Genomic DNA, 26,038 nt, shown 5'->3' on the forward strand with positions numbered 1-26,038 from the left:
GGCAAGGCTTTGCCGAACCCTCCCCTGTGCGCGCATCACCCGCCGCTGTGACTGTTTGTCACTTTTCCACACTCTGTTTCTGGCAAATCCGTGGCTAAAGTTGGACAAGCGCGCCGACGGGGCAGTAGAGTCAGGACATGAAGAAGGTGGAGCACATGCATAGCACGCGCGCGAAATATCACCTGGGACAGGTCGTCCGGCATCGCAAGCATCCGTTCCGCGGTGTGGTCTTTGACGTCGATCCGGAATTCGCCAATACGCAGGAGTGGTACGACGCGATTCCCGAGGAATCGCGTCCGGCCAAGAAGCAGCCGTTCTACCATCTGCTGGCGGAAAACGATCAGAGTTTTTACGTGGCTTACGTCTCGGAACAGAATCTGATCGCGGATTATTCCGGGCAGCCGGTGGACCACCCGGATATCCCCGACCTCTTCGGCGCCTTCACGGACGGAAGCTATGAGCTCCACTTTCAGCTGAACTAGGTGCCCTTGAACTTTCTCTTGCTCGATTCGAAGGCGAAGGCGGTTCCTTAAAGGGCCGCCTTCAACGTTTCCAGGAAGCGCGTCACGGCATCCTCCGACAGGTTCCAGTCGCAGACGAGGCGCGCGCGCACCATGTCGTCCGGTCCGTCGCCGGGTTCAGGCATGTGATAGTAGACCGCGCCCTTCGCCTGAAGCGTCTCATGGGTACGAAGCGGCAAACGGAAGTAGATCAGATTGGCGGGCGTTTGCGTGGTGATCTCCACGCCAAGGTGCCGCATCCCCTCAACGAGCATGGCGCAGGTGGCATTGGCCTTCCGCGCCAGTTCCAGCCAGAGGCCGTCGGCGAGGTAGGCATTCATCTGCGCCGCGAGGTAGCGGTGCTTTGACAGCAGGTGCCCCGAACGCATCCGCCGGAAGGGCAGGCCACGCGCCTTTTCCGGGTCGAAGAAGAGTACCGCCTCCACCCCCATGCAACCGTTCTTGGTTCCGCCAAAGACCACCGCGTCGGCGCCGATCTTCCAGCTCATCTCGGCGGGCGTGCAGCCAAGGCGCGCCACCGCGTTGGCAAAGCGCGCGCCATCCAGATGCACGGTCAGGCCGCGCGAGTGCGCCATGTCAAAGAGGACCCGCAACTCGTCCAGCGTATAGGTGTTGCCGCGCTCCGCGGTGTTGGTGACCGAGAGCGCGCCGCCGCTGGGCTGATGCACGTCGCCGGTGTCCCAGAAGGCCCAGGCCTTCTGCAGCGCCTCGGGCGTGATCTGGTCGCCGGGCACCACGGGCACCAGTTTTGCGCCGCCGGTGTAGAATTCCGGCGCGCCGCATTCGTCGACGTGGATATGCGCGAGGCCGGAGCAATAGACCGCCTGCCAGGGCTGTACCAGCGTGCCCAGCGTCAGCGCGTTGGCTGCCGTGCCACCGGGCATCAGAAAAACCTCTGCTTGGGGCGCGTCGAACAGGGCGCGCAGGGCGGCCTTTGCGGCCTCCGTTTCGGGGTCGTTGCCGTAGCCGTGGTCGTAGCCCTCGTTGACGCGCCTCAGCGCCTCCATCACCTGTGGATGGACAGGACCTGCATTGTCGGATGCGAAATTCATGTGCCCTCTCCGCTCATTGGGGCTCCTCGATGATATGCTCTTCCCAGTCATCCTCGCCGATCTCGAATTCCGGCACGGTCATCTCCTTCATGGAGACGCCAGCGTCGTGCACGCTTTGGGGATCGCCGGTCAGCAGCGGGTGCCAGCCAGGCAGGGGATTGCCGTTCCACAGCAGCTTGTAGGCGCAGGTCTCCGGCATCCAGTACAGGTGTTGCGGGATGTTCTGCGGCGTCATCACGATGCATTCGGGGACGAACTGGTGGCGCATCGGGTACTGCGCGCAGCGGCAGGTGGCATCGTCGAACAGGCGGCAGGCCACGCGGGTCATCACGACCTCGCCGGTCTCCTCGTCCTCGAGCTTGTTCATGCAGCATTTGCCGCAACCGTCACAAAGCGCTTCCCACTCGTCGCGGCTCATGTCGGTCAGCCGCTTCCTTTCCCAAAAGCGCGGCGCGAGGCCGGGCTTCGCGATGCTGTCGGCAGGGGTGTCGTTCACAGCGCCCTCAGGATCTGGCGAGCCGCCGCGCAATCGGCGTCCATCTGGGCTATCAGCGCGTCGAGGCTGTCGAATCTCGCTTCCGGACGCAGGTATTCCACCAGCCCGACCGACAGCGTCGCGCCATAGAGGTCGCCGGTGAAATCGAAGAGGAAGGTTTCGATATTCGGGACCTCCCCGTTGAACATCGGCCGCACTCCGACTGAAGCCGCACCGTGATAGCTACCCTTGTGCGGGCCGTCGCGGACGTCTACCAGCACGGCGTAGACGCCAAAGCGCGGCGGGTGCAGCCCGTCGATGGACATGTTGGCAGTTGGATAGCCCAGTTCGCGGCCGCGTTGCTCGCCGCCGATCACCGCGCCCTCGATCCGGTGCCAGTGGCCCAGCAATTGCGCCGCGTCGCGCGGACGGCCGTCGGACAGCGCCTCGCGGATGGCGGTGGAAGAGACGATCAGCCCGTCAGTCTGCATCAGCTCTGCCACGGTGACGCCAAAGCCCATCTCCGCGCCGAAGCGCTTGAGGTCGTCCACGGTTCCGGCGCGCCCCTTGCCAAAGCAGAAGTCGGCGCCGACCACCACGTTGACCAGCCCCAGCCCGTCGCGGATCACACGTTCGGCGAATTCGCACGGCGCAAGGCCAGCCAGCGCGGTGTTGAAATTCAATTGATAAAGCAGATCGACACCCAGCTTCTCCAGTCGCGCGGCGCGCGCCTCGGCGCTCATGAGCCGAAAGGCGGGCGCGTTCTTGGCAAAGAATTCGCGCGGGTGCGGTTCGAATGTCATTACCCCCAGACGCGCCTCGGGCACGGCCCGTCGCGCGAGGTCGATCACCGCCTGATGGCCCTTGTGTACGCCGTCGAAATTCCCGATCGCCGCGCTGGCGCCACGGTCTTCGGGTCTTGTGTACTGGTAGTCTCTGACGATCCGCATGGCCCCGCAGGTAGTGCATTTCCGGGGCGAAGGGAATGCCCCTTTCTCCGGTTGCAAGGGCTTATGGACCGGGTGGCGGCGGCCCGCTCCGGCTATGGTTTGCGGCGCTCGGCCAAGGTCGCGAAATCCCGGGCGGCGGTGCCGGCCGCGCCGGGGAGGGGGGCGCTGCCCCCCGCTCCTGCGGAGCCCCCCTGCGGTATTTGGGAACCGAAGAACACATAGGGAGGCTCCATGGTTCTTCGGTTTGCCAATACGCCGGGGAGGTGGCCGCAGGTCAACGCGAGCAGCGCGCCTCTATTGCGCGCCCCCGCACCCGTTCAGGCAAGCGCGGCGGCGATCCGCGCCACGCCGTTGGCGATGCGCTCGGACGGAATGGAGCTATAGCCCAGCCGGTAGTGGTGGCGCGGCACCTCCGGTCCGGCAAAGAAGGCGGCGCCGGGTTCGATCAAGACGCTCGACGCGCGCAGGTATTGCGCGAGCGCTGCGGTATCCACGCCATCAGGTGCGCGCATCCACAGCGAGGAGCCGCCATGCGCGCCCTTGCCCGCCACCTCCAGCCCGTGCCGGTCGACGGCCTCCTCCATCACCGCGCGGCGCGCAGCCATCGCGCGCCCGATTCGCCGTACCAGCGCGTCGTAGTGGCCCAGTTGCAGGAACTGGGCCGCTGTGCGCTGGATGTGCCCCGGCGGGTGACGCAGCACCGAGGCACGCAGCGCGCGGGCCTCGCGGATGAAGGCCTCGGACCCCACGAGGTACCCCAGTCTCAGGCCGGGGAAGAGCGTCTTGGAGAAGCTGCCGACGTAGATGACACGGCCCTCGGTGTCCCGGCTTTTCAGCGCCGGGGCCGGGGTGTCGAGGTAGGCCATCTCGAATTCATAGTCATCTTCCACCACCACCGCGTCAAGCGCCGCGGCGCGCGCCAGCAGTGTCTCGCGCCGCTCCTGCGGAAGTGTTGCGGATGTCGGGCACTGGTGCGAGGGCGTGGTAAAGATCACGCGAGTCCCATCCGGGATGGCTTCGGGTGGCAGGCCTGCATCGTCCACCGCCACCGGGGCGATGGCGCTGCCCGCCTGAACAAGCAACTGCCGCATCGCCGGGTAACAGGGGTCCTCCACCGCGACCGCGCGACCCACCGCCAGAAGCTGGACCGCCAGCCAAAGCGCATTCTGGGCGCCGAGCGTGATCAGGATCTCTTCGGCGCGGGCATGGATTCCCCGGCGGGGCAGGGTGTGCTGCGCGATGAAGCGCACCAGCTCGGGGTCGTCGGCGTCGAACTGGTCCTGTGTCAGCGCGTCGAAGTTTTTCGCCCCCAGCGCCTGCATGGCACAGAGGCGCCAGTTCCCGTGGTCAAAAAGCGTCGGGTCCGCCTGCCCGTAGATGAAGGGGTAGCGGTAGGATGCCCAGTCCGCCGGGCGCCCCATGTCGAAGGCCGGACCGCCGGTGTAGCGCCGGGCGAGCATCCGCGACCAGTCCACGGTCTCCCGCCGCGCGGGCAGCGCGCCGAAGGCGGGCGGGGCGGGCGCGTTGTCGGAGACGAAGTAGCCCGACCTTCCGCGCGAGGTCAGGTAGTCGTTGGCCAGCAGCTCGGTATAGGCCAGCGTCACGGTGATCCGGCTCACGCCGAGATGACGGGCCAGCGCGCGGGTGGAGGGGAGCTTCTCGCCCGGGGAAAAGCGCCCTGCGAGGATGCCCTCGGCCACCAGCTGCTGGATGCGCGCCTGCAGCGTGCCCGCCGCAGTGGGGGCGAGGTGGAAGGTTTCGACAGGGATCGGTTTCGCCGCGGCCATGGTCCGAAGCCTATTCTGGACGTAACGCGCGCGCAATCTGGACCGACGCGGGCGCCTTAGCCGTAGTCGCGTTCCCCGAAGATGGCAGAGCCGACGCGCACGTGGGTGGCGCCCGCCGCGATGGCGGCCTCGAAGTCGCCGCTCATCCCCATCGACAGACCCGCCAGCCCGTTGCGCGCGGCTATCTCCGCCAGCATGCGAAAATGCACCTCCGGCGCCACATCAGCGGGTGGGATGCACATCAGCCCGCGCAGCGGCAGATCGAGCGTGCGACACTCCGCGATGAAATCGTCCGCATCCTCCGGCAGGACGCCAGCCTTCTGCGGCTCCGCGCCAGTGTTCACTTGCACGAACAGGTCCGGGCAGCGACCGATCTCCTGCCCCAGCCGCGCCAGCGTACGCGCCAGCTTGGGCCGGTCGACGGAATGGATGGCGTCGAAGAATTCCATCGCCTGCCGCGCCTTGTTGGTCTGCAAGGGGCCGATCAGGTGCACCGAAACCCCGTCATACTCTTCAAGCAGGGAGGGCCAGCGTTCCTGCGCCTCCTGCACGCGGTTCTCGCCAAAAACGCGCTGGCCTTCGTCCAGCACCGCGACCACCCGCTCGCGCGGCTGGACCTTGCTGACGGCGATCAGCTGCACAGTGTCCCTTGTCCGCCCGGCTGCCTCGCAGGCAGCGGCCACGCGGGCCTCGATCTCGCTCAGTCCCATGGAAAATCTCCCCAGGCCTCGATGAAGGGGGCCAGTTCCTTTTCATACCGTCGCCATGCCTCGCGCCGCCCGCCGTGGATCGGCTGACGCACCTGCGCCAGGCTCAGCGTCTTAACCTTGCCGACGTGTTCGTGGAAGCGCAGGCACTGGTCCTCCCACTCCAGACCCGCAGCCGCGATCAGCGCGCGGCTTTGCGGTTCGGGATCGCTCACCAGATCCTCGTAACGCACTTCATGGATCAGGTCGGGCAGGCGCTCTTTCCACCAGCGGATCTGTATGCGGAAGTTGCGGATCTGGTCCGCGATGGCGGGCAGAGAGGCGGCGTAGTTGTGCGTGCCCAGCTTGAAGTGGTTCTTGTAGATCGACAGGGCCACATCGCGCGGGTCGCGGTGCACCACGATAAACCGCGCATCGGGCATACCCCGCGCGATGAGGCCAAGGACCATCTGCGTGTTGATCGCCTTGTCCGTCACCACGCCCGCATCCAGCCCGGTCTCGCGGCGGATCAGCATCTGCACCCGGTCGACCCAGACCGCGAGATCCTCGTCCGCGATGGTGTCGAGGCGCGGGAACGTGCGGAACGGTCCCAGCAGTCGGTCCGCCTGGGTATAGGCATGGCCCATCTCGCCGCCTGCCGTGACCAGAGAATGGCTGGCGATGATCTGTTCCACCAGCGTGGTGCCGGAGCGCGGCGTGCCGCAAACAAAGATCTGCCGGATCGGGCGCGGCTCCAGCCGGGGGGTGAAGTCGCAGCCATCCTGTGCCTCCAGCATGGGCGCCCAGGTGGACAGACCGGCGTTGCGGACGAACGGAGCCAGCCGCTCTTGCGCGGCATTGGCCGCGTTCAGATAGTCAAAAACCTGTTCGTACTGCCCGGAATCCTCCATGGCGCGGGCGAGGGCAAAGCCGAGCTGCATGCGCCCCGTGTCGTTCAGCTTCGGATGCTTCCAGAGCCGTTTCATCTGGGCGATCACGGGATCGCCTTTGCGCAGTTTCACGCAGACGGTCAGCGTGCGATAGAGGTCGGTCGATGTCGGGCTACGCTTGATAAGGCGGCGCAGGATCGTTTCCGCGGCATCGAATTCCCCGATCTGTTGCAAGTAGTCGGCTTTCTGCGCCGTTGCCTGCACCTTGTCCGTGGCGATCTCGATATTGGTCTCGTGCAGGGCCATGACACGCGCGTTGTCGCCAAGCCGGGTGTAGATCGGAAGCGCCGCTTCGATCAGGGCCGGATCCTTCGGGCGTTTCGCCAGTGCGGCGTCCAGCGCCTGTGCGGCACCCGCCGTATCGCCCTGACGGTCGAGCGCGCGGCTCAACTGGAACTGGACCTCCGGCGCGCCGCCGGTGGTCAGGAGAAGCCCGCGCAGCAGCACCTCCGCCCTTTCGGGGGCATCCTCGCGAATCAGCCGCTGGGCCTCGTCAAACTGTTGCTTGATCTGGGCAGGGGTCATTCTGGCTCCGTCTGTTGGTCCGGCGATATCGATCGGCGATCAGCAGGTTTTTCCAAAAGAAAAGAGCGGACGCAAGCGCCCGCTCTTCCCTTAGCCGATTGGCAGGTATCCTTAGAAGGACATTGCCAGACCCAGCGAGTAGGAGTCCCAGTCGGTCGAGACGCCGGCGACTTTGGAAGTGCCGTTGCCGTAACCGAACTGAGCTGCCAGACCGCCGCCCAGATCGTATGCCACTGCCAGGCCGTAGCCATCGGATTCGGCGTTGTTCGCGTAGGTGCCCGACATACGGTCGAAGTTTTCGTACTTGCCGTAGTTCAGGCCGATCGCCAGAGCGTTCATCTCGTAGCCGAAGCCGATGGCGGAGTGCGTTGCGTTCGACACGCCAGCTGCTTCCGGGTCGAACTCGGAGTAGTTCACAGCAACCTTGAAGCCCGATGCGAGCGTCGCGTTGACGGATGCGCCGATGATCGAACCCCAGTCGTTCTGGTCCTGGTAGCCGAGGCCGACGCCGATCTTGGTGCCGCCGAGGTCGCCCGAGTACTTGAAGCCGATGCCGTAGATGTTGTCATCGTCAGCGTTGCCGGCGCAGATGGCGCCTGCGGCAACGGTGGCCGGGCAGATGGTCAGCGCAGCGTTCTGGGTCACGGTGTTCGGCGTGTCGTCCAGCTCTGCGGAGATCGCAACCGCGAAGTCGCCGAAGGCGTACTCGAAGCGTGCAACCTGGCCATCTTCCGAACCGTCGAAGCCGCCGTTGCCGCTGAAGCCCGGGTGCTCGGTCTCGGAGTCATCGATGGAGCCACCGGACAGGTTCACTTCCTGCATGGCCCAGTCCAGGCCACCGTCGGTGTCGCCCATGGTCAGGCGTGCTGCGCCGTATGCGACATAGACGTCTGCGCCGTTGTCGTCAGCACCGCCGGAAGCGGCTGCTTCGTCCAGCTGGACCTTGGCACCGAAGGTCAGGCCGTTGTCGGCTTCACCGGTCATGGTGAAGGTGATTTCGTGCGAGGTCCAGAACTGGGTCACACCATCGGAGTTCACGGTGGCGGAGGTCGCGTAGCGGTTGCCGCCAACAACACCCATTTCAACGGAGCCGGTGACCTTGACTTCTGCAGCCGCGGCACCTGCGAATGCGACCAGAGCGGTGGACGCGAACAGGATCTTTTTCATTGTTTCCCTCATGTGTTCAAAGGCACGTACCAAGCCGTTACCGGCCTTGATGACGTTTCTATGCTCTTCGGGACCCCTTCATGGCAACCCGCTGGAAAGGCCGACGGGGCCAAAGCCGTATTGTGATGCACGATTGCCACAAGCCCTTTCCGGCACTGGGAGCATACGGGCGGTTTTGGGCGATATCCCGCCGACTTGCGCGCGCGTACTGATGGGTTGCCGGAGGCCGCCCGTCACAGTAATGAGAAACCCACAGGCAGTCTCAGGGTGGGAGTAGGACATATGAACGAGCGCAGCACTGTTTCGCGCGCGATGATCGGCGCGGGCCTTGTCGCGGTGATGCTGCTTGGCGCCTGCGGCTGGGGCGGCGGCGCGCGCAAGCCGGTGAATACGCCCACCAACGACCAGATTCAGGCAGATATCCAGGAGCGCGAGGGCCGCAGGGGCCGAGCGGCGGGGTCGATCTTTGACCTGTTCAAGCCGCGCGGCGACCAGGGCCAGATCGGCGCGGTGAACAAGTACATCTGGGACGCCTCGCTTGAGGTGCTGAATTTTCTGCCTGTGGAGACGGTCGATCCGTTCAGCGGCGTGATCAGCACGGGTTATGGCGTGCCGCCAGGTGGCGGTCAGGCCTATCGGGCCACGATCCTGATCACCGACCCGGCGCTGGACGCGCGGTCGCTGAACCTGTCGCTGCAGACCCGCAACGGACCGGCCGCCGCCTCGACCGTGCGCGCGGTGGAGGATGCCATACTGACCCGTGCCCGCCAGTTGCGCGCCCGCGACTCGCGGATCTGAAGCGGCACCAAGCCGGAATGCACGAGGGCCCGGGCGACCGGGCCTTTTTCATGTCCGCCGTTCCTCCGCCGTTCCGGTGGTTGGCGGTCCTGCGGCTTCAGTCCCGGACCGGGCGCGGTTCCAGCTCCGCCAGTTGCCCCACCCATTCAAGGTGCTGCGGCAGGCAGACCCCCGCGAGGTCGTAATGCTCGCGCACGAAGGCGCGTGCCCTGGCGCCCAGCCTCTCGCGGAGGGGCGCATCGTCGAGCAGGGCGCAAAGCCGCTCCACCAGCGCCTCCCCGTCGAAGAAGTCCACCATCAGCCCGGTTTCGCCCTCGGTCATCACCTCGCGCACCGGCTCCGTGCCCGACGCCACGATGGCGCAGCCTGCCGACATCGCCTCCAGCAGCGACCAGGACAGCACGAAGGGGTAGGTGAGATAGACGTGCACCGTGCTGACCTGCATCATCGCGAGGAATCGGTCGTAGGAAACGCGGCCCAGGAAATGCACGCGGTTCCAGTCGGGGCTGGGGATGCGGTCGCGCACCTCGTCGATGTAGATCTGTTTCCAGGTCTGCCCCTTGGGCGGCTTGGCCCCGTAAGAGGTCTCGTCCCCGCCGAGGATGACCACATGCGCGTTTTGTCGCGCCTTCAGGATATCAGGCAGGGCGCGCATGAAGATATGGTAGCCGCGATAGGGTTCGAGGTTGCGGTTGATGAAAGTGATCACCTCGTCGTCGCGGGTCAGCGTGCGGGCGTCGTCGATCGCGAGCGCAGCACCGGGGTTCGGGCGCACGGTTTCGGTGTCGATGCCGTCATGGGCGACGGTGATGCGCTCCTGCCAGTGCTCCGGAAAGGTGGAGGCCTGAAAGGAGGTCGGCGACAGACCTGCGTCCATGATCTCCTCATGCAGGCGGTTGTTGAGGTTCTTCATGCGGATTCGCAGGATGTCGGCCTCGGGCGATTGAGAGGGGAATTCCGGATCGAAGTTCAGGAAGGGAGGTTCGGTCAGGTGGTAGAGCTCGCAATAAAGCCCGAGGCGGGCGTCGGGCCAGACGTCCTTGAGGAACATCGACTCGCCCCAGCCGTGGTGGGCGCAGATCACGTCGGGCTCGAATCCCTGCTGTTTAAGCCCTTTGGCGCCACGGTAGCAGGAGGTCGCGCGCAGCAGCTTTGTTTCGAAATCGGAGAGCCATGGGTGGACGTCCGGCGTGCTGCGGCCCTGGATCGTGTAGGGGATGATGCGCACGCCCTGCCAGGTCTGCGGCTCCTTCACCTTGCAGGTGAGCGCCACCACCTGATGGCCCTGCCGCACCAGCGCCGGGGCGAGGTGCTTGTATTGGCCGGGGAAATTCTGGTGGATCAGCAGAATGCGCATACTCGCCCCTCTTGCACGCGCCTCTCTGGGCGCAATTGGGTCCAAGTGTAGGAGGTCGGGCGCGCGAAGGGAATCCGCTTCTGTTTCCGGTCGCCTTCCGGTCGCCGGGCTTTCGCTTTGCCGGGCAAAGCGAAAGCCCCCCGGCGCGCCCTGCGGGCGCGAAGATGAGTATTTGGAAAGCAGAGAAGCAGGGCGGGGGCGAAGGGGGGAACGGGCCTGCATCGGGGTCTGGGAGGTGTGTTGGCGGGCCCCGAGGGGCGCGAACTGGGGGCGGGGGCGCGAAATTGTCCGCCCTCAACCTTGCGCACTGGTATCGGTCCGGCGTGGGGCTGTGCGGAGCGGGGCACTGGACGATTGCGTCCGCAGGGCCTATCACCCGGCCCGACACTCGTTTCTTTCCCGCCCGGAGTCCGCCCATGTCGCGCTATGATCCCGCCAGCATCGAACCGAAATGGCAGAAGGCCTGGGACGAGGCCCTGACCTTCCGCGCCACGCGCGAGGGCGGCAAGCCCAAGTACTACGTGCTGGAGATGTTCCCCTACCCGTCGGGGCGCATCCACATCGGTCACGTCCGCAATTACACCATGGGCGACGTCATCGCGCGGTACAAGAAACAGAACGGTTTCAACGTGTTGCACCCGATGGGATTCGACGCCTTCGGGATGCCCGCCGAGAACGCCGCCATGGCGTCGGGCGGCCATCCGAAGGACTGGACCTACGGCAATATCGAGACGATGGTGGGCCAGATGAAGCCGCTGGGTTTCGGGCTCGACTGGTCGCGCATGTTCGCCACCTGCGACCCGGAGTATTACGGCCAGCAGCAGGCGCTGTTCATCGACATGCTCTCCGAGGGGCTGGTCTACCGCAAGAATGCCGTGGTCAACTGGGACCCGGTCGACATGACGGTGCTTGCCAACGAGCAGGTCATCGACGGCTGCGGTTGGCGTTCCGGCGCGCCGGTGGAGCGCAAGGAACTCACGCAGTGGTTCTTCAAGATCTCCGACATGGCGGGCGAATTGCTGGACGCCATCGAGGGGCTGGACGACTGGCCTGCCAAGGTCAAGCTGATGCAGGCCAACTGGATCGGGCGGTCGCGCGGGCTGCAATTCTCGTGGGAACTGACGGCGCCGGTGCATGGTGTCGAGACCGTGGAGGTCTACACCACCCGGCCCGATACGTTGCTGGGCGCGTCTTTCCTGGGGCTTAGCCCGGATCACCCGCTGGTAAAGTCTATGGAGGGTGACAACCCGGCGCTGGCCGCCGCCGTGGCAGAGATGCGCAAGGGTGGCACGACCGAGGAGGCGCTGGAGAAGGCGGAGAAGCTGGGATTCGACACCGGTCTCACGGTGCGCCACCCGCTCGACCCCTCGTGGGAGGTGCCGGTCTGGGTCGCCAACTTCATCCTGATGGATTACGGCACCGGGGCGATTTTCGGCTCGCCGGCGCATGATCAGCGCGACCTCGACTTCTGCCGCAAGTACGGCCTGCCGATCAAGGCGACTTTTGATGTGATCGAAGGCGAGGTTTATCATGGCGGAGCGCCCGATTATCGAACAGACGAGCAGACTGCCACGAACCCTCGCGGGATGGTTACGGCCTTCATCCCGCCGAAGTCTGCCAAGGTTAAGTGGCTGAACCACTTCGCCGGACTGGACGAGGCGACGGGGCAGGAGGCGGTGGATATCACCATCGACTGGATGGAGGCGCGCGGCCTGGGCAAGGGCGTCGAGAAATTCCGCCTGCGCGACTGGGGCCTGTCGCGGCAGCGTTATTGGGGCTGCCCGATCCCGGTGGTGCATTGCGACGCCTGCGGCGTGGTGCCTGAGAAGAAAGAGAACCTGCCGATCCAGCTGCCCTATGATGAGGGCGACAAGCCGATCGACTTTTCGACCCCCGGCAACCCGCTGGACCGTCATCCGACCTGGCGCGACTGTGCCTGCCCGTCCTGCGGCCAGCCGGCGAAGCGCGAGACCGACACGATGGATACCTTTGTCGATTCGTCGTGGTATTTCGCCCGCTTCACCGCGCCGCGCGCGGATACGCCCACCGACATGGCGGATGCGGAATACTGGATGAACGTCGACCAGTACATCGGCGGCATCGAGCACGCGATCCTGCACCTGCTCTATTCGCGCTTTTTTGCCCGTGCGATGATCCGCACCGGCCACCTGCCGGAGAAATGCGCCGAGCCGTTCAACGCGCTCTTTACGCAAGGCATGGTGACGCACGCGATCTTCCAGACGAAGAACGCCGAAGGCCGCCCGGTCTACCACTACCCGGAGGATGTGGACCTGCGCGATGGCCGCGGCTTCCTGAAGGATGGCACGGAGGTGGAGATCATCCCCTCCGCGAAGATGTCGAAATCGAAGAACAACGTGGTGGACCCGATGAACATCATCGCCACCTACGGCGCCGACACCGCGCGCTGGTTCGTGCTGTCCGACAGCCCGCCGGAGCGGGACGTGGAATGGACCGCCGCCGGGGCGGAGGCCGCCTCCAAACACCTGGCCCGCGTCCATCGCATCGCCGCGGAGATTGCCGGGGCGGACGTGCCGGAGACAAAGGAGGACGCCGCGCTTCTGAAGGAAACGCACAAGGTCATGCACGACGTGACGTTGGGCGTCGAATCCTTCGGCTTCAACGCTGCGATCGCAAAGCTATATGCCTTCACCAACACCCTGTCGAAGTCGCGTGCCGGGACGCAGACAAAACGCTTTGCCGCGAAGACGCTGGCACAGCTCATGTCGCCGATGACGCCGCACCTTGCGGAAGAAATGTGGCAGCTGCTCGGGGGCGAGGGGCTGATCGCGGAGGCTCCTTGGCCGAAGCCGGACGAGGCCATGCTGGTGGAAGACACCGTCACCCTGCCGATCCAGGTCAACGGCAAGCGCCGGGGCGAGATCGACGTGCCTAAGGGCATGCCCAAGGAAGAGGTTGAAAAGCTCGTCCTCGCACATGATGCTGTGCTCAAGGCGCTCGATGGCGGGCAGCCGAAGAAGCTGATCGTGGTGCCGGGGCGGATCGTGAATGTGGTGGTCTGAGACTGACCGAAAGAACGGCGTGGCGGGGCCGTCCCGCCGGTTGTTGCTGGGGGCGTTGCTGGCGGTGGCCGGCTGCGGCTTTACCCCGGTTTATGGACCGGAGGGGGCCGGCACGGCGCTTCTGGGCAAGGTCGCGCTGACCGCGCCGGGCAACGACAATACCTACGCCTTCAACCGCCGGTTCGAGGAACGGCTGGGCCGGGCGCGGGAGGCCGCGCCATACGGTCTTTCCCTGAGGATCGAGACCGACACGCAGGACATCGGTGCCACGTCGACCGGCTACACCAACCGCATCCGGCTGATCGGCCGCGCCTCCTATGCCCTGATCGACGCCAGCACGGGCAAGACCCTGCACACCGCGCGCACCAATGCCTTCACCGGCTATTCTACCACCGGGTCCACCGTGGCGACGCGCGCCGCGCAACGCGATGCCACCGAACGGCTGATGGTGATCCTCGCCGATCAGGTGATCGACGACCTGCTGCTGCACACGACGGACCTGCCCGGACCCGCAACATGAAGCTTTCCCCGCGCGAGGCTGATGGCTTCTTTCGCAAGCCCGACCCCAAGGTGCCCGGGCTGCTGATCTACGGCGAGGACACCATGCGGGTCGCGATGAAGCGGCAGGAGGCGGTATCGGCACTGATCGGCCCGGAGGGCGAGGCGGAAATGCGCCTGACCCGGTTCAACGGGGCGGACCTGCGGCGCGACGCGGCCATGCTGTTCGACAGGGTGAAAGAGGTGGGCTTCTTCCCCGGGCAGCGAGTCGTGCTGGTGGAGGAAGCGACCGACGGCTGCACGGAGGCCTTCAAGGCCGCTCTGGGCGAGTGGCGCGAGGGTGACGCCATGATCGTCGCCACCGCCGGGGTGCTGGCGGCGAAATCCTCCCTGCGCAAGTTGTTCGAGACCTCGCGCAGCGCGTTGGTGGCGGCGCTCTACGACAACCCGCTGACCCGGACAGAGATCGAGGATGAACTGAAGCGCGCGGGCATCCGCGAGGTCGGCCGCGACGCCATGGGCGCGCTGGAAGCGCTGGGCCGCGATCTGACTCCGGGCGATTTTCGCCAGACTCTTGAGAAGATCGCGTTGTACAAGCACGGCGACGCCGCACCCCTGTCGGTGGACGAAGTGACGCTGATGGCGCCTGCCTCAATCGAGGCGGACATGGACGACGTCTTCAACGTGCTGGCCGAAGGCCGCACTGCCGAAATCGCGCCGATCATGCAGCGGCTGGCGGCGCAGGGCACCGCGCCGGTGACGCTGCTCATCATGGGGGCGCGCCATTTCCGCACGCTTTATGCGCTGGCTTCCGCGCCGGGCGGTCCTGCGGCGGGCATCGGGCGGCTGCGGCCGCCGATCTTCGGTCCGCGCCGCGACCGGATGCTGCGGCAGGCGCAGGGCTGGTCCCCGGAGAAGCTGGAGCAGGCGCTTGGCCTCTTCATGGACACCGACCTGACGCTGCGCTCTGCAGGCCAGAAGGCCCCGGCCTACGCGCTGGTGGAACGTGCCTTTGTCAGGTTGGCGCATCTGGCCGGGCGGCGCTGACGCGCGGGAAATTCGCTCATACCGTTCGCGCATTGGGCGATAAGCCGCCACTGTCCGCAGCTTGGCTTGTGTGCCTGCCGGGGTGTCTGCACACTTTCCGGCAGGCGAAAACAAGCGGCAGGGAACGCGCCATGGATTACAGGCTATACGGGTCGGCGCGGAGCCGGACATTCCGCGTGCTTTGGATGCTGGAGGAGCTGGGCGTGCCCTACGACCACCGTCCCTCCGCGCCAAGGTCGGACGACATCCGTGCCGTGAACCCCACCGGAAAGGTCCCGGTTCTGGGGGTCGAGGGCGGCCTGATCCGCGACAGCTCTGCCATCCTGACCTTTCTCGCGGACCGGCATGGGCGGTTCACCGCGCCCGCCGGATCGGTGGAACGGGGCCAGCAGGATGCCTTGACCTTCCGCGTGCTGGACGAACTCGAAGCGCCCCTCTGGTTCGCCACGCGCCACACCTTCGTGATGCCGGACCCCGACCGTATTCCGGACGTCAAGGCGGGTTGCCGTGCCGATTTCGCCCGTGCGGTCGAAGCGCTGTTCGAAGAGGTCGAAGGTCCCTTCCTGATGGGGGAGGAGATGACCGTGCCGGACTTCATCCTGGGCCATTGCGGCGGCTGGGCGCATCTCGCGAACTTCCCCGAACCCGCGCCTGCCTTTGCCGACTATCTCGATCGGCTGCGCGAACGCCCTGCCTTTCAGCGCGCGCTCGGCTGAGGCCTCAGCGCTCCGCCGCCGCGCGGCTGAGACGGTCGTTGATCGCCACGCCCAACCCGACGTGAGGGATCGGTGAAACCGCGATGCGCGCGGCCCCGGTGGCGTCCAGCCGGTGCAGGAACTCGAAGAGGTTGGCGGCGGCCTCGGTCAGGTCCTCGCCTTCGGACAGGTTCAGGTCGCAGTCCACCGCACCAAAGCCCAGCCGCGCCTCGCCCGGCTCGAATTCCACCGCGTTCAGCCGCACCTGCGCGTTGGGTGCGTAATGCGAGGCCGTTTGTCCTGGGGCAGAGATCATGTCGGCCTCGTGGCGCAGCGCGATGCGCTCGCCCAGCACATGCTCCAGCGCCTCTAGCGTGATGCCGCCGGGGCGTAGCAGCGTAGGGCGCCCGGCCAGCCCGAGGATCGTCGACTCCAGCCCCACCGCGCAGGCTCCGCCATCAAGGATCGCACCGACTCTCCCACCCAGCGAGGCCGCTACATGTCGCGCCCGCGTCGGGCTGATCTGACCCGACCGATTGGCCGATGGCGCCGCGACCGGCACGCCCGCGGCGCGCAGGAGGTCGCGCGCCACCGGTGCGGCAGGCACCCGCACCGCCAGCGTATCGAGCCCCGCAGTCACCAGCTTTGACACGCGCGCGCCATCGCGCAGCGGCAGTACCAGTGTCAGCGGTCCGGGCCAGAAGGCCTCTGCCACCGCCTGCGCCGCGTCCGACCATTCCACAAGCGCCTTCACCGCGTCCAGATCGGCGCAATGCACGATCAGCGGATTGAAGCTCGGCCGACCCTTGGCCTCGTAGATCCCGGCCACCGCGCGGTCGTTGCCCGCATCCGCGCCGAGGCCGTAAACCGTCTCTGTCGGAAAGGCGACCAGCCGCCCCGCGCGCAGCAGGTCCGCGGCGCGGGCGAGACCTTCGGGCGTCGGGGAAAGCGTTTCTGTTGAACAGCCGTTCATGGGGGTGCCCTCGTGACGTGGCGTTCCGGTTGCTGCCATGCCGCAGGGGCATAGGCTTGCGGGAACGGTCCGCTTGCTACTAGGTAGCAAGGGCTTTGCCAAGCCGGAGGAGAGATTTCATGACCTATCGCGCGCCTTTGAGCGACTTTTCCCGCATCCTGAAGCACGTCGTGGGTTATGACCGCGTGGCGGAAACCGCGCTCTTCGAAGAAGCTTCTCCGGAGACGGTGGAGGCCGTGCTGGGCGAGGCCGCGAAGATGTGCGAAGAGGTCATGGCTCCGCTGCAACGCAACGGCGATCTCGACCCCGCGCGGCTGGAAAACGGCGTCGTGCGCACCTCCAGGGGTTTCGCCGAGGGCTACAAAGCCATCGCGGAGGGCGGCTGGATCGCGTCGTCTGCCCCGCCGGAATTCGGCGGCATGGGGCTGCCGATGACCGTCACCACCTGCGTCAACGACATGATGTCCGGCGCCTGCCTCGCGCTGCAACTGAACCCGCTGATGAGCCAGGGCCAGATCGAGGCGCTGGAGCACCACGCCTCCGATGCGCTGAAGGCGGTCTACCTGCCGAAGCTGGTGACCGGCGAATGGGCGGGCACCATGAACCTGACCGAGCCACAGGCGGGATCGGACGTGGGCGCGCTCACCTCGAAGGCGGAGCCGCTGGGCGACGGCAGCTACGCCATCACCGGGCAGAAGATCTTCATCTCCTGGGGCGACAACGACTTCACCGGCAACGTCTGCCACCTCGTGCTGGCGCGGCTGCCCGACGCGGTGCCGGGGACGAAGGGGATTTCGCTCTTCCTCGTGCCGAAGCTGATCCCCGACGCCGCAGGTGACCCCGGCGAGCGCAACAGCCTTCGGGTGGTCAGCCTCGAGCACAAGACCGGCCTCCACGGCTCGCCGACCTGCGTGATGTCCTACGAAGGGGCAAGGGGATGGCTGGTGGGCGAACCCAACGACGGGATGCGCGCCATGTTCACCATGATGAACAATGCCCGCCTCGGCGTCGGCGTTCAGGGCATCGGCGTGGCCGACGCCGCGACCCAGCACGCGCTGTCCTATGCGCAGGAGCGCAAGCAGGGCCGCTCCGAGACCGGCACCATCCTCGGCCATGCCGACGTGCGCCGGATGCTGGCCGAGATGAAGGCCGACACCTACGCTGCCCGCGCCATCGCGCTGACGCTCGCGGTCGCCATCGACATGAGCCGCGCCACGGGTGACGCCGCGTGGACGGCGCGCGCGGGCGTCCTGACGCCGATCGCCAAGGCCTTTGGCACCGATACCGGGATCGAGGTCGCCTCGAAGGGCGTGCAGGTGCATGGCGGCATGGGCTACATCGAGGAAACCGGCGCTGCGCAATTCCTGCGCGACGTGCGCGTGACGGCAATCTACGAAGGCACCAACGGCATTCAGGCCATGGACCTCGTGGGCCGCAAGCTGATGGACGGCGGCGAGGCGGTCTTTGCCCTGATCGAGGAAATCGAATCCCACGCCGAAGTGGCAAAGGCGCATCTCCCGGAGTTGGCCGAAGCCGTCTGGCAGGCCACAGAAACCCTGCGCGAAACCACAGAGGCGCTGCTGAAGCGCGACATGGCCGACCGCTTTGGCGGCGCTGTGCCCTACCTGCGCGCCTTCGCCCGCGTGCTGGGGGCGGACGCGCACCTGCGCTCTGCTTGCGCCGAAGGCGGCGGTGCTGTGGAACGTCTGGCACGCTTCTATATAACCCGGATGCTGCCGGAGCATGTCGGCCTCTGCGCGCAGGCCCGCGCGGGCGACCTGATCCCGGCCGAGGATTTCGCGGCATGATGGACGGCGGACAGGACAGCGCGCCGGGGCCGATCCGCTTCCCCTTCGAGACGCCGCCGGACCACGGGACGGCGATCGAGGTCGCCGACGGCGTGCTCTGGATGCGTCTGCCGCTGCCGATGAAACTGGACCACGTCAACGTCTACGCGCTGGACGACGGTGATGGCTGGACGCTGGTCGACACCGGCATGGCCAGTCGAAAGACCCGCACCATCTGGGAGACGCTGCTCGCCGGGCCCTTGCATGGCAAGCCGGTCAACCGCGTGCTGGTGACGCACCACCACCCCGACCACGTCGGCCTCGCCGGCTGGTTCCAGGAGCAGGGCGCGCAGCTTGTGACCTCGCGCACCGCGTGGCTGCTGGCGCGGATGCTGCAACTCGACCCGCATCCGGCGCCGCCCGAAGAGGTCGTCGCCTACTGGCGTGCCTGTGGCATGGCCGAGGACATCATCGCCAACCGGATGTCCGAGCCGCCCTACATGTTCCCCGCGACGGTCCACCGCATGCCGTTCGGACACAAGCGGCTGGTGCAGGGCGAGACCTTCACGGCCGGCGGGCGGACCTGGGACGTGCACATGGGCGGAGGTCATGCGCCGGAGCACGTCACCCTCTGGTCGCGGGACTGCAACCTCGTGATCGCGGGGGACCAGATCCTGCCCTCGATCTCGCCGAACCTCGGTGTCTACGCCACGGAACCGGAGGCCGATCCCGTGGCCGACTGGCTCGACGCCTGCACCCGCTTCGAACCACTGGCGCGCGAGGATCACCTCGTGCTCGGCGGGCACAAACGGCCCTTCACCGGGCTGCCCGCCCGCCTGCGCCAACTGATCGCCAACCACCACGGCGCGCTGGACCGGCTCGAGCAGTTCCTCTCCGAGCCCGCGACCGCCGCCGGGTGCTTCCAGCCGCTCTACATGCGGACGATTCGCGACGGCGAATACGGGCTGGCGCTGGTGGAGGCCATGGCCCATTGCCTGCATCTCTGGCACGAGGGGCGTGCCACGCGCGAGATCGGCACCGACGGCGCCTGGCGCTTTCGGACGGTGGGCTGAGGCGGGCATTGTGCTTCTTCCTGGTCCAGATGCTCAGACAACTCGGGCGAGGGCCGCTCAGGCCGCGTCCTGAATGCAGCGTACGGAAATTCCGCCTTTGCGCTCTATTGGCGCGGTGACAGGGCGAAAGATTTGCGCTAGATCCCTTGGTCGAAACGCGCATCACCTATTCGGGAGACGGGACAATGGCAGAGCACAAGCACGGCAGCATGGACATCACGGTTCAGGAAAAGACCTTCGAGGGCTTCATCAACTTCACGATCAAATCCGTGATGGTGATCCTGTTCCTCGTGATCGTCATGGCGGTCTTCGGAGCCTGATCTCCCGACATTCCGGGTGCGGGCCGCAGCTGTCTGCGGCACCCCGGCCACGCCGAATTCTTCAAGGCCCGTGGTCACTTGAATGTGACTCGGGCCTTGTGCTTGTCTGCGTCACACAGCGCGATACCTTCCCGCGTGACGGGGCAGAACGAAACGAGTGGAAATCGACATGACCTTGATGCGCGGCCTTCGGGCTTCCCTGGCGCTTTGCGCGGCCCTGACGCTGGCAGCCTGCGGGGCGGGGCAGATATCCGGCCCCAACGCCACCCCGGAGGAGGCCGCGCGCGTGGCCTTCCGGTCGTCCGAGCCGCCGTCGATCACGCTGTATACAATGATCAACAACCGCACGAACGGCGGCGCGCATACTTCCATCATGGTGAACGCACCGACGCAGCGGGTGATCTTCGACCCCGCCGGATCGGTACGCTTCGGTTCCGTGCCGGAAATCGACGACGTGCTCTACGGTATCACCCCGGCGGTGGAAAAGGCCTACGAGAGCGCACACGCCCGCGCCACCTACCGGGTGAAGATCCAGCGCAAGCTGGTGACCCCCGAGGTGGCCGAGCGCGCGCTGCGGCTGGTCCAGACGAACGGGCCGGTGGCTTCGGCGGCCTGCACAACGGCGACCTCTCGCATCCTGCGCCAGTTGCCGGGCTTCGAGGGGCTTCCGCAATCGCTGTTCCCCGACAAGCTGATGGATGCCTTCGCAGAACTGCCCGGCGTCAGCACGCGGGAACTGCGCGAGGACGATGAGGACGACAAGCAGCTTGCCGTGGCGCGGATCGAGCAGGGCTGGGAAGAGGGTCAGCAGCCCGGCCAGCAGCGGCAACAGGCGCGGGCGGGGCAGTAAGCGTGGGGGCTGTGCCCCCTCACCTCCGGAAGTATTTGCACCAAGAAGAAGCAAAGAGTGCCGCGGGGCACCGTCCCACCGAGGCGCTGCGGTTCGGTTTACAGCAGCCAGTTGCCCGCGAGCATGACGGCGGCGCCGGTGGCGAGGGCTGCGTAGAGGTTTTTCGTCGTCGCACCCACAGCAAGGGCGAGCAGCGCGGCGGTCAGGCGCCGCGGGTCGGTTTCACCCCCGTTGGCTGCGGGCCAAAGCACGAGCGGCGCGATCAGTGCTGGGATCACCGCCACGGCGGTGTAACGCAGGTGGCGCAGGATCCATTCCGGCAGCGCGCGGTCCCCGATCAGCCCGAGGAAGACAAAGCGCAATCCGAAGGACCCGAACCCCAGCAGGATGATAACGGTCCAGAGCGCGGTATGGTCGATCATTGCGCCGCTCCCTTCGCGCTGCGACGTTCGGCTTCGGCCCCGGCGATCATGCCCAGCACGGCCCCCGCGATCAGCCCGAGGTTCCACGGCAGAAAGGCAAAGACCAGCGCGCCCGCACCCCCCGCCAATGCCGCCACGCGATGCGCGCCGGTCCGCAGCGCCGGCCCCAGCATCGCGATGAACGCGAGCGGCAGAACGAAGTCCAGCCCGAGGCCTTCGGGGATGGCATTCCCTGCCCAGGCGCCCAGCAGCGTGAACAGGTACCACGGCGGGCAGATCGGCATGGCGACCCCTACGAAGAAGCCGAACTTGGACGCCAGCGACTGGTTCGGGTGCTTTTCGTAGTCCAGCGCGGCGGCGGCATAGGTCTGATCCACCAGGAAATAGGCGGTGAGCGAGCGTTTCCATAGCGGAAGCGGCCCAAGGTGCGGCGTGATCGAGGCCGAATACATCGCCAGGCGCAGGTTTACCGCCAGCGCCGACATCAGAACGACCAGCGTGGGCGTCTGGTCGGCCAGCAGCGTGATGGCGGTGAACTGCGCCGCGCCCGCGATGACGACCACGGAAAACGACAGCGTTTCCAGCACGTTCAGTCCGGCTTCGGTGGCGACCACGCCGAACAGCATGGCGAATGGGCAGACCACAAGGAGAAACGGCAACCCGTCCCGGAAACCCCGGCGAAAGCCCGCGCGGAATTCCGTCCGACCCGTCTCCGGGGCGACCGGGGCATGGGTTCCGAAGCCCGGGCTCTGGCTTGACATCGGGTCGGGCTGGGGCATGGTCTGGACCTCCGGGAGACTGCTCCCGCGTAACGGTGAGGGGCGGAAGATGCAATCGAATGACAGCGGCATTGATCGGGATACAGCGGATACGGAGGGCTACCTGATCGCGCCCGATCCCGGTGCCCCACGCCTGACACGCGGCGTCGAGGGGGTCGATCACGAGGGCAACCCGACCACGATCCGCGTCGTGGAGGAACGCCCCCTGACCATCTACCTGAACGGGCAGGAGATCGTTACCGCGATGACGATCGGCGACTACCCGGAATATCTCGCGCTGGGGTTTCTCAAGAACCAGGGCATGTTGCAGGACGGTGAGTCCGTAACCGGCGTCGATTACGACGAGGAACTGGAGGTCGTCGTGGTGCGCACCGACGGGCAGACCACCTACGAGGAGAAACTGAAGAAAAAGACCCGCACCAGCGGCTGCGCCGTGGGCACGGTCTTTGGTGACATGATGGAGGGGCTGGAGGGGCTGACGCTGCCCGCCTCGCCGGTACGGACATCGTGGCTTTATGCGCTGGCGCACCGGGTCAATACGACACCCTCGCTCTACCTGGAAGCGGGCGCAATCCACGGTTCCGTGCTGTGCCGCGAAGACCGCCCGTTGGTCTATATGGAGGATGTGGGCCGCCATAATGCGGTGGACAAGATCGCCGGGTGGATGGTGTCGGAGGGCGTGTCGGGCGGGGACATGATCCTTTATACCACCGGACGGCTTACCTCCGAAATGGTCATCAAGACCGCGCTCATGGGCATCCCCGTTCTGGCTTCGCGCTCCGGCTTCACCGCCTGGGGGGTAGAGATCGCGCGGCAGGTCGGGCTGACCTGCATCGGCCGCATGAGGGGCAGGCGATTTGTCTGCCTTTCAGGGTCGGAAAGGTTGCAATGGGATGTCGATCCGGCCAGCGTGGCAGAGGAGGATCGCAAGCATCGGAGGAAAAGTGCGGAGTAAACCGCTCATCCTGCACTATCGGCTGACGCCGGAGATGATGATCGACACGATGATGACCCTTGCGCCTATGTCCTTTGGACGTGGCGCAACCGGGGGCGTGGGGGTCGCCTTCCGGATGCTGGGCTGGCTGGCGCTGGCCGCGCTGATGGGTCTCGCGCTGCGATTTTATGGCAGGCATCCGCTGGTGCTGGTGGCGGTCGCCGCTTCTGCCGGGGCGGCGGTGGGCGTGGTCGCCCTGCAAACGACCCTGCACAAGGCCGCCTGGCTGAGCTACCGGCGCATCGCCGAGCGCGCCGCCGCTGAAGGGGAATACCGGCTGGAAATCACCGAAGACCGCCTGCGCGAAGAGACCGCCGAAAGCCTGCGGCAGGTCGCGCTTTCCCAGATCGACAGGGTGCTCAGGATCGACGGCGCCTCCGTGCTGGTGGCGAACGGCCTCGGCTTTGTTGTGCCCGACGAGGCGCTGCCCGACGATATGTCGCCCGAGAACCTGAAGGACTTGCTGAACTGGTGGCGTGGCGAGTGAGCCGCCGCTCTGGACGGCGCGGCGCAGGTCTGAAACAAGAGGCAAAACGGTCGAGGCGGTGCGATTTTTCCGGAAAAATCGCGCAGATGAGGGCAGAGGCGCATGAAGCAGCCAGTGGCGGTAATCCTTGCGGGCGGGCAGGCCACGCGCATGGGCGGCGGGGACAAGGCACTGCTCGCGCTTGGCGGGCGGACCCTGCTCGACCGCGTGATCGAACGCATCGCGCCGCAGGTGGCCGGCCTCTGCCTGAACGCCAATGGCGATCCCGCCCGGTTTGACGCGGGCCTCCCCGTGGTGGCGGATTCGCTGCCCGGCTTTCCCGGTCCGCTCGCGGGCGTGCTGGCGGGGCTCGACTGGGCCGCCGAACAGGGGGCCGACACGCTGGTCAGCGTCGCCGCCGATACGCCCTTTATGCCCTGCGATCTGGTTCCCGTGCTGCTGCGCGCCTCCGAGGGGCAGACGCATCCGCTGGTACTCGCTGCCACCGAAGGCGACGTCGAAACCCGGTCCGCCAAGGGGCGTCTGATCCGGCACCCGACCTTCGGCCTCTGGCCTGTGGCACTGCGCGACGATCTGCGCGCGGCGCTTCGGGACGGGCTGAAGAAGGTCGTGCTCTGGACCGAAGCACACGGCGGGCGAGAGGCGATCTTTTTGGACGACCGCGCCTTTTTCAACATCAACACGCCGGACGATCTGGCGCAGGCGGAGGCGATGCTGTGAAGGTATTCGGCGTCACGGGCTGGAAGAACTCCGGCAAGACCGGCCTGATGGAGCGGCTCGTGGCCGAAATCACGGCGCGCGGATATTCGGTCTCCACGGTGAAACACGCGCATCACGCCTTTGACATCGACCATCCGGGACGGGATTCCTACCGCCACCGGGAGGCGGGCGCGCGCGAGGTCATCCTCGCCTCCCGCAAGCGCGTCGCCCACATGACCGAGCTGCGCGGGGATCCGGAACCCGAGCTTGCCGACCTTTTGCCGCGCCTCGGCCCCTGTGACCTCGTGCTGGTGGAGGGCTACAAGAACGCGCGCCACCCGAAGGTCGAATGCTTCCGTGCCGAGGCGAGGCACAAGCTGATTGCGCCGGGGGATGAAACTATCCGCGCGGTGGCCGCCGACTGCGCCGTGGATACCGCCGTGCCGGTCTTCGTCCTTGATGACACCGGCGCCATCGCGGATTTCATACTGGACGAAACCGGCCTCGCGCCGCGCGGCTAGGCGCCGCCGTGCATCGCCTCGCATAGCGCGTCCAGCTTGCGTGCCAGCTTTGCATCCAGCGACGACAGCCCGTCCACGTCATGCGTGGTCAGCGTCACCTCAACGCGGTTGTAGACGTTCGTCCATTCGGGGTGGTGGTTCCACTTTTCGGCATAGAGCGCGACCTTGGTCATGAAGCCGAAGGCCTCCACGAAATCGCTGAACTGGAAAGTCTTGCGGATCGCGTCCCGTCCCTCGACCAGCGCCCAGCCGGTTGCGAACAGCGGGTCGAGCATGGCCTTCCGGCCGGTATCGGACAATTTCTCGTTCATGGCTGTTCCTCCCCTCGGGTATTCCTGAATGGGCCGTAACCCGTCAAAATCTCGATGTCCTCGTCCACCGCGCGCCGCTCTTCGGCGAGGTAGTGTTCAACCGCGTTCCTGAACGAAGGTTCCGCCAGCCAGTGCAGCGAATGCGTGGCCGCAGGCAGGTATCCGCGCGCCAGCTTGTGTTCGCCCTGCGCGCCGGCCTCCACGCGCTTCATCCCGTGCGCGATCGCATAGTCGATAGCCTGATAATAGCAGGCTTCGAAATGCAAGCATGGGTGGTCTTCGATGCACCCCCAGTACCGCCCGAACAGAACGTCCCGCCCGATGAAATTCAACGCCCCCGCGACAGCGTGCCCCTCGCGTTCGCACATGACCAACGCCACGTCGTCGCGCAGGGTCTCGTGCGCGATCTCGAAGAAGCGGCGCGTCAGGTAGGGCTGACCCCACTTGCGGCTGCCGGTGTCCTGATAGAACCGCCAGAAGGCGTCCCAGTGGCGCGGCTCGATCTCCGCGCCGGTCAGCATCCGGATTTCCCCGCCAAAGGCCTGCGCCTGCCGCCGCTCCTTGCGGATCGTCTTGCGCTTGCGCGACGACAACGCCGCTAGGAAATCGTCAAAGCTTGCGTAACCCTCGTTCAGCCAGTGGAATTGCTGCGTCACCCGGTGCAGGAGCCCCATCTCCGCGCCGGCCTCTGCCTCCTCTTCCGTGCAAAATGTCATGTGTACGGAGGACAAGGCGTGGTTCGCGGCGAACTGCACCGCCCCCTGCACCAGGGCGGACCGCCCCAGCACCTCAAACCCCGGTCTCGTCAGCAGGCGCCGCCCCGTGGCGGGGGTGAAGGGCACGGCGACTTGAAGCTTCGGGTAGTATTGCCCGCCCGCGCGCTCCAGCGCATGCGCCCAGCTGTGGTCAAAGATATACTCGCCCTGGCTATGGCCCTTGGCGTACATCGGCGCGACCGCGACCGTCTCGCCCTCCACCTCCACGCTCAGGTATTGCGGCTCCCAGCCGGTGCGCGGTCCGACGGAACCGGAATCCTCCAGCGCCTTCAAAAACCTGTGCGTGGTAAAGGGATCGATAGGCCGCCCGTTTGCTGCTTCGGGGCAGGCGCAGGCGTCCCAGACCTCCGGCGCGATATGCGCCAGCGATGGCAGGACAGAGACGGTGACATCGCGGGCGGGGGCGTCGGTCATCGGGTCGTTTCGCTGTCAGTCATGGGGTGCAATCTGGCCCCCGTTCCAGCGCGATCAAGCCCCCGCCGCGTGGCGGAGGCCCC

The 26,038-nt window shown here is 66.3% G+C and carries 27 protein-coding genes; 14 read left to right on the forward strand and 13 right to left on the reverse strand.

Features of this window, described 5'->3' with window-relative positions; genetic code table 11:
* Nucleotides 1–155: 155 nt before the first annotated feature.
* Nucleotides 156–482, forward strand: coding sequence for a heat shock protein HspQ (gene hspQ / locus J5474_RS14685; RefSeq protein ID WP_209361675.1), 327 nt, complete (start codon nucleotides 156–158; stop codon nucleotides 480–482).
* A gap of 47 nt (nucleotides 483–529) precedes the next feature.
* Here the strand turns inward: hspQ and J5474_RS14690 are convergent, their stop codons facing one another.
* The 7 genes from J5474_RS14690 to J5474_RS14720 form a co-directional block, all read right to left on the reverse strand.
* A complete protein-coding gene (locus tag J5474_RS14690; protein ID WP_209361676.1) occupies nucleotides 530–1,573 on the reverse strand; it encodes a threonine aldolase family protein in 1,044 nt (347 codons plus the stop codon).
* 13 nt (nucleotides 1,574–1,586) lie between these two features.
* The gene (locus J5474_RS14695; RefSeq protein ID WP_209361677.1) at nucleotides 1,587–2,069 is read right to left on the reverse strand and encodes a YcgN family cysteine cluster protein; all 483 of its coding nucleotides are present in this window, start codon (nucleotides 2,067–2,069) and stop codon (nucleotides 1,587–1,589) included.
* The gene (locus J5474_RS14700) at nucleotides 2,066–2,998 is read right to left on the reverse strand and encodes a bifunctional riboflavin kinase/FAD synthetase (RefSeq protein ID WP_209361678.1); all 933 of its coding nucleotides are present in this window, start codon (nucleotides 2,996–2,998) and stop codon (nucleotides 2,066–2,068) included. The genes J5474_RS14695 and J5474_RS14700 overlap by 4 nt, the downstream gene beginning before the upstream one ends.
* A gap of 317 nt (nucleotides 2,999–3,315) precedes the next feature.
* The gene (pdxR, locus tag J5474_RS14705; RefSeq protein ID WP_209361679.1) at nucleotides 3,316–4,785 is read right to left on the reverse strand and encodes a MocR-like pyridoxine biosynthesis transcription factor PdxR; all 1,470 of its coding nucleotides are present in this window, start codon (nucleotides 4,783–4,785) and stop codon (nucleotides 3,316–3,318) included.
* Nucleotides 4,786–4,841: 56 nt separating this feature from the next.
* On the reverse strand, nucleotides 4,842–5,495 hold the full coding sequence (locus J5474_RS14710) for a YggS family pyridoxal phosphate-dependent enzyme (RefSeq protein ID WP_209361680.1): 654 nt from the start codon (nucleotides 5,493–5,495) through the stop codon (nucleotides 4,842–4,844).
* On the reverse strand, nucleotides 5,486–6,946 hold the full coding sequence (locus tag J5474_RS14715) for a tetratricopeptide repeat-containing sulfotransferase family protein (RefSeq protein WP_209361681.1): 1,461 nt from the start codon (nucleotides 6,944–6,946) through the stop codon (nucleotides 5,486–5,488). The genes J5474_RS14710 and J5474_RS14715 overlap by 10 nt, the downstream gene beginning before the upstream one ends.
* A 111-nt stretch (nucleotides 6,947–7,057) precedes the next feature.
* Complete coding sequence (locus tag J5474_RS14720; protein ID WP_209361682.1) at nucleotides 7,058–8,113, reverse strand: porin; 1,056 nt, start codon at nucleotides 8,111–8,113, stop codon at nucleotides 7,058–7,060.
* Nucleotides 8,114–8,395: 282 nt separating this feature from the next.
* Here J5474_RS14720 and J5474_RS14725 point away from each other — a divergent pair, with 282 nt between their 5' ends.
* Nucleotides 8,396–8,911, forward strand: coding sequence for a DUF3576 domain-containing protein (locus J5474_RS14725; RefSeq protein ID WP_209361683.1), 516 nt, complete (start codon nucleotides 8,396–8,398; stop codon nucleotides 8,909–8,911).
* Nucleotides 8,912–9,008: 97 nt separating this feature from the next.
* Here the strand turns inward: J5474_RS14725 and J5474_RS14730 are convergent, their stop codons facing one another.
* A complete protein-coding gene (locus tag J5474_RS14730) occupies nucleotides 9,009–10,268 on the reverse strand; it encodes a glycosyltransferase (RefSeq protein ID WP_209361684.1) in 1,260 nt (419 codons plus the stop codon).
* A 416-nt stretch (nucleotides 10,269–10,684) separates the two neighbouring features.
* Here J5474_RS14730 and leuS point away from each other — a divergent pair, with 416 nt between their 5' ends.
* From leuS to J5474_RS14750, 4 genes are all read left to right on the forward strand, one after another.
* A complete protein-coding gene (leuS, locus tag J5474_RS14735; protein ID WP_209361685.1) occupies nucleotides 10,685–13,309 on the forward strand; it encodes a leucine--tRNA ligase in 2,625 nt (874 codons plus the stop codon).
* On the forward strand, nucleotides 13,296–13,829 hold the full coding sequence (gene lptE, locus J5474_RS14740) for an LPS assembly lipoprotein LptE (protein ID WP_209361686.1): 534 nt from the start codon (nucleotides 13,296–13,298) through the stop codon (nucleotides 13,827–13,829). The genes leuS and lptE overlap by 14 nt, the downstream gene beginning before the upstream one ends.
* A complete protein-coding gene (holA, locus tag J5474_RS14745) occupies nucleotides 13,826–14,854 on the forward strand; it encodes a DNA polymerase III subunit delta (protein ID WP_209361687.1) in 1,029 nt (342 codons plus the stop codon). Before lptE ends, holA begins: the two co-directional genes overlap by 4 nt.
* Nucleotides 14,855–14,985: 131 nt before the next feature.
* Nucleotides 14,986–15,570 (forward strand): glutathione S-transferase family protein, encoded by a 585-nt coding sequence (locus J5474_RS14750; protein WP_209361688.1) that lies wholly within the window; start codon nucleotides 14,986–14,988, stop codon nucleotides 15,568–15,570.
* Between the two features lie 4 nt (nucleotides 15,571–15,574).
* Here the strand turns inward: J5474_RS14750 and J5474_RS14755 are convergent, their stop codons facing one another.
* Complete coding sequence (locus tag J5474_RS14755) at nucleotides 15,575–16,522, reverse strand: L-threonylcarbamoyladenylate synthase (protein ID WP_209361689.1); 948 nt, start codon at nucleotides 16,520–16,522, stop codon at nucleotides 15,575–15,577.
* Between the two features lie 119 nt (nucleotides 16,523–16,641).
* On the opposite strand from J5474_RS14755, the gene J5474_RS14760 reads away from it, so the two are divergent.
* The 4 genes from J5474_RS14760 to J5474_RS14775 all read left to right on the forward strand — a co-directional run bounded on the left by J5474_RS14760 (nucleotide 16,642) and on the right by J5474_RS14775 (nucleotide 20,552).
* Nucleotides 16,642–18,330 (forward strand): acyl-CoA dehydrogenase family protein, encoded by a 1,689-nt coding sequence (locus J5474_RS14760; RefSeq protein WP_209361690.1) that lies wholly within the window; start codon nucleotides 16,642–16,644, stop codon nucleotides 18,328–18,330.
* Entirely contained in the window at nucleotides 18,330–19,382 is a 1,053-nt protein-coding gene (locus tag J5474_RS14765) for an MBL fold metallo-hydrolase (RefSeq protein ID WP_209361845.1), read from the forward strand. Before J5474_RS14760 ends, J5474_RS14765 begins: the two co-directional genes overlap by 1 nt.
* A 185-nt stretch (nucleotides 19,383–19,567) precedes the next feature.
* Nucleotides 19,568–19,702 (forward strand): aa3-type cytochrome c oxidase subunit IV, encoded by a 135-nt coding sequence (locus tag J5474_RS14770; protein WP_209361691.1) that lies wholly within the window; start codon nucleotides 19,568–19,570, stop codon nucleotides 19,700–19,702.
* A gap of 178 nt (nucleotides 19,703–19,880) precedes the next feature.
* Nucleotides 19,881–20,552, forward strand: coding sequence for a hypothetical protein (locus tag J5474_RS14775; protein ID WP_209361846.1), 672 nt, complete (start codon nucleotides 19,881–19,883; stop codon nucleotides 20,550–20,552).
* 98 nt (nucleotides 20,553–20,650) lie between these two features.
* Here J5474_RS14775 and J5474_RS14780 read toward each other — a convergent pair whose 3' ends face one another.
* Both J5474_RS14780 and J5474_RS14785 read right to left on the reverse strand, forming a co-directional pair.
* The gene (locus tag J5474_RS14780; RefSeq protein ID WP_209361692.1) at nucleotides 20,651–20,974 is read right to left on the reverse strand and encodes an AzlD domain-containing protein; all 324 of its coding nucleotides are present in this window, start codon (nucleotides 20,972–20,974) and stop codon (nucleotides 20,651–20,653) included.
* Nucleotides 20,971–21,753, reverse strand: coding sequence for an AzlC family ABC transporter permease (locus tag J5474_RS14785; RefSeq protein WP_245216488.1), 783 nt, complete (start codon nucleotides 21,751–21,753; stop codon nucleotides 20,971–20,973). Before J5474_RS14785 ends, J5474_RS14780 begins: the two co-directional genes overlap by 4 nt.
* Before the next feature lie 49 nt (nucleotides 21,754–21,802).
* Between J5474_RS14785 and J5474_RS14790 the strand changes: the two genes are divergently transcribed.
* From J5474_RS14790 to mobB, 4 genes are all read left to right on the forward strand, one after another.
* Nucleotides 21,803–22,708 carry a formate dehydrogenase accessory sulfurtransferase FdhD gene (locus J5474_RS14790; protein ID WP_209361693.1) on the forward strand — a complete coding sequence of 302 codons (906 nt, stop codon included), beginning with the start codon at nucleotides 21,803–21,805 and terminating at the stop codon, nucleotides 22,706–22,708.
* On the forward strand, nucleotides 22,698–23,234 hold the full coding sequence (locus J5474_RS14795) for a hypothetical protein (RefSeq protein ID WP_209361694.1): 537 nt from the start codon (nucleotides 22,698–22,700) through the stop codon (nucleotides 23,232–23,234). The genes J5474_RS14790 and J5474_RS14795 overlap by 11 nt, the downstream gene beginning before the upstream one ends.
* Nucleotides 23,235–23,336: 102 nt before the next feature.
* The gene (gene mobA / locus J5474_RS14800) at nucleotides 23,337–23,954 is read left to right on the forward strand and encodes a molybdenum cofactor guanylyltransferase MobA (RefSeq protein ID WP_209361695.1); all 618 of its coding nucleotides are present in this window, start codon (nucleotides 23,337–23,339) and stop codon (nucleotides 23,952–23,954) included.
* Nucleotides 23,951–24,454, forward strand: coding sequence for a molybdopterin-guanine dinucleotide biosynthesis protein B (gene mobB, locus J5474_RS14805; protein WP_209361696.1), 504 nt, complete (start codon nucleotides 23,951–23,953; stop codon nucleotides 24,452–24,454). Before mobA ends, mobB begins: the two co-directional genes overlap by 4 nt.
* On the opposite strand, the gene J5474_RS14810 is transcribed toward mobB, so the two are convergent.
* Both J5474_RS14810 and J5474_RS14815 read right to left on the reverse strand, forming a co-directional pair.
* Complete coding sequence (locus J5474_RS14810) at nucleotides 24,451–24,765, reverse strand: 4a-hydroxytetrahydrobiopterin dehydratase (protein WP_209361697.1); 315 nt, start codon at nucleotides 24,763–24,765, stop codon at nucleotides 24,451–24,453. The two genes, mobB and J5474_RS14810, sit on opposite strands and share 4 nt — an antisense overlap.
* Complete coding sequence (locus tag J5474_RS14815) at nucleotides 24,762–25,955, reverse strand: GNAT family N-acetyltransferase (protein ID WP_209361698.1); 1,194 nt, start codon at nucleotides 25,953–25,955, stop codon at nucleotides 24,762–24,764. Before J5474_RS14815 ends, J5474_RS14810 begins: the two co-directional genes overlap by 4 nt.
* Nucleotides 25,956–26,038: the final 83 nt, after the last annotated feature.

Origin of the sequence: Sagittula salina (assembly GCF_017813235.1) — a bacterium.
Lineage (GTDB): Bacteria > Pseudomonadota > Alphaproteobacteria > Rhodobacterales > Rhodobacteraceae > Sagittula > Sagittula salina.

Bases quoted from the DNA above. Each gene is read 5' to 3' on its own strand.
- hspQ (WP_209361675.1), top strand. From the start codon at position 156: ATGCATAGCACGCGCGCGAAATATCACCTGGGACAGGTCGTCCGGCAT.
- J5474_RS14690 (WP_209361676.1), bottom strand. From the start codon at position 1,573: ATGAATTTCGCATCCGACAATGCAGGTCCTGTCCATCCACAGGTGATG.
- J5474_RS14700 (WP_209361678.1), bottom strand. From the start codon at position 2,998: ATGCGGATCGTCAGAGACTACCAGTACACAAGACCCGAAGACCGTGGC.
- pdxR (WP_209361679.1), bottom strand. From the start codon at position 4,785: ATGGCCGCGGCGAAACCGATCCCTGTCGAAACCTTCCACCTCGCCCCC.
- J5474_RS14710 (WP_209361680.1), bottom strand. From the start codon at position 5,495: ATGGGACTGAGCGAGATCGAGGCCCGCGTGGCCGCTGCCTGCGAGGCA.
- J5474_RS14715 (WP_209361681.1), bottom strand. From the start codon at position 6,946: ATGACCCCTGCCCAGATCAAGCAACAGTTTGACGAGGCCCAGCGGCTG.
- J5474_RS14720 (WP_209361682.1), bottom strand. From the start codon at position 8,113: ATGAAAAAGATCCTGTTCGCGTCCACCGCTCTGGTCGCATTCGCAGGT.
- J5474_RS14725 (WP_209361683.1), top strand. From the start codon at position 8,396: ATGAACGAGCGCAGCACTGTTTCGCGCGCGATGATCGGCGCGGGCCTT.
- J5474_RS14730 (WP_209361684.1), bottom strand. From the start codon at position 10,268: ATGCGCATTCTGCTGATCCACCAGAATTTCCCCGGCCAATACAAGCAC.
- leuS (WP_209361685.1), top strand. From the start codon at position 10,685: ATGTCGCGCTATGATCCCGCCAGCATCGAACCGAAATGGCAGAAGGCC.
- lptE (WP_209361686.1), top strand. From the start codon at position 13,296: ATGTGGTGGTCTGAGACTGACCGAAAGAACGGCGTGGCGGGGCCGTCC.
- holA (WP_209361687.1), top strand. From the start codon at position 13,826: ATGAAGCTTTCCCCGCGCGAGGCTGATGGCTTCTTTCGCAAGCCCGAC.
- J5474_RS14750 (WP_209361688.1), top strand. From the start codon at position 14,986: ATGGATTACAGGCTATACGGGTCGGCGCGGAGCCGGACATTCCGCGTG.
- J5474_RS14755 (WP_209361689.1), bottom strand. From the start codon at position 16,522: ATGAACGGCTGTTCAACAGAAACGCTTTCCCCGACGCCCGAAGGTCTC.
- J5474_RS14760 (WP_209361690.1), top strand. From the start codon at position 16,642: ATGACCTATCGCGCGCCTTTGAGCGACTTTTCCCGCATCCTGAAGCAC.
- J5474_RS14765 (WP_209361845.1), top strand. From the start codon at position 18,330: ATGGACGGCGGACAGGACAGCGCGCCGGGGCCGATCCGCTTCCCCTTC.
- J5474_RS14770 (WP_209361691.1), top strand. From the start codon at position 19,568: ATGGCAGAGCACAAGCACGGCAGCATGGACATCACGGTTCAGGAAAAG.
- J5474_RS14775 (WP_209361846.1), top strand. From the start codon at position 19,881: ATGCGCGGCCTTCGGGCTTCCCTGGCGCTTTGCGCGGCCCTGACGCTG.
- J5474_RS14780 (WP_209361692.1), bottom strand. From the start codon at position 20,974: ATGATCGACCATACCGCGCTCTGGACCGTTATCATCCTGCTGGGGTTC.
- J5474_RS14785 (WP_245216488.1), bottom strand. From the start codon at position 21,753: ATGCCCCAGCCCGACCCGATGTCAAGCCAGAGCCCGGGCTTCGGAACC.
- J5474_RS14790 (WP_209361693.1), top strand. From the start codon at position 21,803: ATGCAATCGAATGACAGCGGCATTGATCGGGATACAGCGGATACGGAG.
- mobA (WP_209361695.1), top strand. From the start codon at position 23,337: ATGAAGCAGCCAGTGGCGGTAATCCTTGCGGGCGGGCAGGCCACGCGC.
- J5474_RS14810 (WP_209361697.1), bottom strand. From the start codon at position 24,765: ATGAACGAGAAATTGTCCGATACCGGCCGGAAGGCCATGCTCGACCCG.
- J5474_RS14815 (WP_209361698.1), bottom strand. From the start codon at position 25,955: ATGACCGACGCCCCCGCCCGCGATGTCACCGTCTCTGTCCTGCCATCG.